Origin of the sequence: Pseudoduganella sp. RAF53_2 (genome assembly GCF_052113985.1) — a bacterium.
Classification (GTDB): Bacteria; Pseudomonadota; Gammaproteobacteria; order Burkholderiales; family Burkholderiaceae_D; genus Rugamonas.
This window is the reverse complement of record NZ_JBFRDW010000695.1, coordinates 1-3,039: the sequence shown is the minus strand read 5'-3', so window position 1 is coordinate 3,039 and position 3,039 is coordinate 1. Positions and strand designations below refer to the sequence as shown.

The following is a 3,039-nucleotide window of genomic DNA, read 5'->3' as shown; positions in this document are numbered from 1 at the left end:
CCGAAACAAAGTGGCTGCCACGATGTGGCAGCCACTAGGTTTGCTTGGGTTGGAAAAAGCGCACGCCAGCGGCGCGCAGCATGCCGGTCAGGGCGATCAGGGGCAGGCCGGTGAGGGCGGTCGGGTCGTTCGAGTCGATGCGTTCCAGGATCGCGATGCCGAGCGCCTCGTTCTTGGCGCTGCCGGCGCAGTCGTAAGGCTGTTCGATGCGAAGATAGGCATCCAGCTCCTCATCCGGCAGGTCGCGGAACTTCACCACGGTCCGGATGTCTTGTAGCTGGTGTGTGTTGTTGCGTCCATCCCACAGGCACAGCGCGGTATGGAAGATGACTTCGCGGCCACGCATTTTCTGCAATTGGGCCAGGGCGGCGGCGTGATTACCGGGCTTGCCGATCTGTTCATCATCCAGTGTCGCGACCTGATCGGAGCCGATGACGAGGGCGTCCGGATGGCGCGCTGCTACTGCGGCTGCCTTCTCGCGCGCCAGGCGCAGGGCGGTGGCGGATGGGGTCTCGCCGGGCAGGGGAGATTCGTCGATATCCGGCACATCCACTTCGAACGGCAGTTGTAGCCGCGACAAGAGCTCACGGCGGTAAGCCGAGCTGGAAGCGAGGATGAGTTGAGTTGTTTTCATCAGGGAAATGTTATATGCTCTCTGCGCCGTCCAAATGCCGCGAAAAATCGCGCAAGTCTTTGACGTGGCGGGGAAAATCCTGTTATTATCGCAGGTTTTCGAGGGAAAATTTAGCCAATGAACGCTTTTGAGATCGACGCTTTTGAATTCTGTCGGACCAACAGCACCCGCGAAGGCGTAACGCCTGTGGCTGAAATGACCCGATTGAGCAAGGATTGTGCTGACACTTCCGGTGAGATTTCCTGGAAAGCTGAAGGCGGCACAAGCAAACAGGGTTACCCGCAGCTGCGCCTGACCGTTGCCGGCAAAGTGCGACTGGTGTGTCAGCGCTGCATGACCCCGTTTGAATACGAAATGGATTCCTCCACCCTGCTGATGCTGGGTAAAGATGATGAGGAAGCCGACGAAATCGAGGCAATCATCGACGACGAAAGCATCGACGTTATCGTCGGCACCCGTTCGATGAACCTGATGGATCTGATTGAAGACGAGGCCCTGCTGGCCTTGCCGCAAGCGCCGAAGCACGAAGTCTGTCCTGACACTTCGCTGCTCGACAAAGCGAAAAGCGCGAAGGAGTCGCCCTTCGCCACCCTCAAGGGTTTGAAAGCGGATCAATAAGTATTTTGTAGGGCGGGTCATTGACCCGCCATGTAAAGAACGTGTCAAAACGCGTGTAGTCATCGAGTATTGGCATGGGAGTAGCAGTACGTGGCGGCCGATTTGCCGCTTGGATACTCGATACGCATGTTTTTGCGCATCGGATGTGTTAAAATCTTAGAACTTTAGTATTAGGAGTCATCATGGCAGTTCAACAGAACAAGAAGTCCCCATCGAAGCGCGGCATGCACCGTTCGCACGATTTCCTGGTTGCACCGAACCTGGCCGTTGAGCCAACCACCGGTGAAACCCACCTGCGTCACCATATCAGCCCGAACGGCTTCTATCGTGGTCGCAAGGTTCTGAAGACCAAAAACGACGAGTAATCGACGTTTTTGCTTCGGCCTAGACAAAGCGGTGCTGCGCAGGTTTTCTGTCGTCGCGCCGCTTTTTCTTTAGGTTTTAAGCAATCCAGCAATGACAATCAAAATTTCTATCGACTGCATGGGTGGCGATCATGGCCCGTCGGTCACCATCCCCGCAGCACTCTCCTTTCTCAAGCATGAACCTGACGCAGAGCTGATCCTTGTCGGCCTGGAAGACGTCGTTCGCGCTGAACTGAAGAAGCACCACGCCGAATCGCAGCCGCGTATCTCCATCCTTCACGCATCCGAACAGGTCACCATGGATGACCCGCTTGAGGTCGCTTTGCGCCGCAAGAAGGATTCGTCGATGCGCGTGGCGATCGAACAAGTCAAGGACGGCAAGGCCCACGCCTGCGTGTCCGCCGGTAATACTGCCGCGCTGATGGCGGTGTCGCGTTACGTCCTGAAGACCATGCCTGGCGTGGACCGCCCGGCCATCTGCTCCATTCTGCCGAATCAGCAAGGCAAGCCAACCTACACCCTGGACCTGGGCGCCAACGTGGATTGCGAACCGCACCACCTGCACCAGTTCGCCATCATGGGTTATGTGCTGGTGCAAGCGGTGGAGGGCATCGAACGCCCGACCATCGGCCTGCTGAACGTCGGCACCGAAGACATCAAGGGTAACGAAGTCGTGAAGGCGACGGCCAAGCTGCTGCAGGCTGACCACGACCGCGGCGCCCTGAACTTCCACGGCAATGTGGAAGGCAACGATATTTTCAAAGGCACCACCGACATCGTCGTCTGCGACGGTTTCGTCGGCAACGTTACGCTGAAGGCAGTGGAAGGCCTGGCGCGTTTCGTGAAAGATGTGCTGAACACCGAATTCCGCCGCAACCCGCTGACCATGCTGGGTGCGCTGATTGCCAAGAGTGCGTTGAACATGATTGGCAAACGCCTGAATCCGTCGCGCTATAACGGCGCCAGCCTCCTTGGTTTGCGTGGCCTTGTGTTGAAGTCGCACGGCGGGGCGGATGCGGAAGGCTATGAGTGGGCCATCCGCAGGGCGTATGATGCTGCAAAAAATGACGTACAAGAGCATTTGTCGGCAATGATTGCCGAACTTATGCCACAGGAAAACCTAATTGAGCCGTCAAACGGCGGAAGAGACACGCATGACCCTGTACAGCAAAATCATCGGCACGGGCAGCTACCTGCCTGAGAAGCGCGTAACGAACAATGAACTGGCCGCCCAGCTGGCGGCTAAAGGCATCGAGACCTCGGACGAGTGGATCGTGTCGCGTAGCGGCATCTCCGCGCGCCACTATGCGGAGCCGGAACAGGCTTCGTCCGACCTCGGCGTGCTGGCCTCGAAAAAAGCACTGGAGATGGCTGGACTGCAGCCTGATGACATCGATCTCATCATCGTTGCCAGCTCCACGC

General features: G+C 57.5%; 4 protein-coding genes and 1 pseudogene. 4 read left to right on the top strand and 1 reads right to left on the bottom strand.

Translation table 11 applies throughout. The features are described 5' to 3' along the window. Positions 1 to 34 precede the first annotated feature (34 nt). The gene (locus AB4Z11_RS27955; RefSeq protein ID WP_442029099.1) at positions 35 to 634 is read right to left on the bottom strand and encodes a Maf-like protein; all 600 of its coding nucleotides are present in this window, start codon (positions 632 to 634) and stop codon (positions 35 to 37) included. Positions 635 to 751: 117 nt separating this feature from the next. Between AB4Z11_RS27955 and AB4Z11_RS27950 the strand changes: the two genes are divergently transcribed. The 4 genes and pseudogenes from AB4Z11_RS27950 to AB4Z11_RS27935 all read left to right on the top strand — a co-directional run. Further along, positions 752 to 1,252, top strand: coding sequence for a YceD family protein (locus AB4Z11_RS27950; protein WP_442029098.1), 501 nt, complete (start codon positions 752 to 754; stop codon positions 1,250 to 1,252). A gap of 182 nt (positions 1,253 to 1,434) precedes the next feature. Further along, positions 1,435 to 1,617: a 50S ribosomal protein L32 gene (gene rpmF, locus AB4Z11_RS27945; protein WP_028104096.1), complete on the top strand. Its 183-nt coding sequence runs from the start codon at positions 1,435 to 1,437 to the stop codon at positions 1,615 to 1,617. Between the two features lie 91 nt (positions 1,618 to 1,708). After that, on the top strand, positions 1,709 to 2,818 hold the full coding sequence (gene plsX / locus AB4Z11_RS27940) for a phosphate acyltransferase PlsX (RefSeq protein ID WP_442029097.1): 1,110 nt from the start codon (positions 1,709 to 1,711) through the stop codon (positions 2,816 to 2,818). Next, positions 2,772 to 3,039: pseudogene (locus AB4Z11_RS27935) on the top strand (3-oxoacyl-ACP synthase); the annotation flags it as partial. The gene plsX and the pseudogene AB4Z11_RS27935, both read left to right, overlap by 47 nt.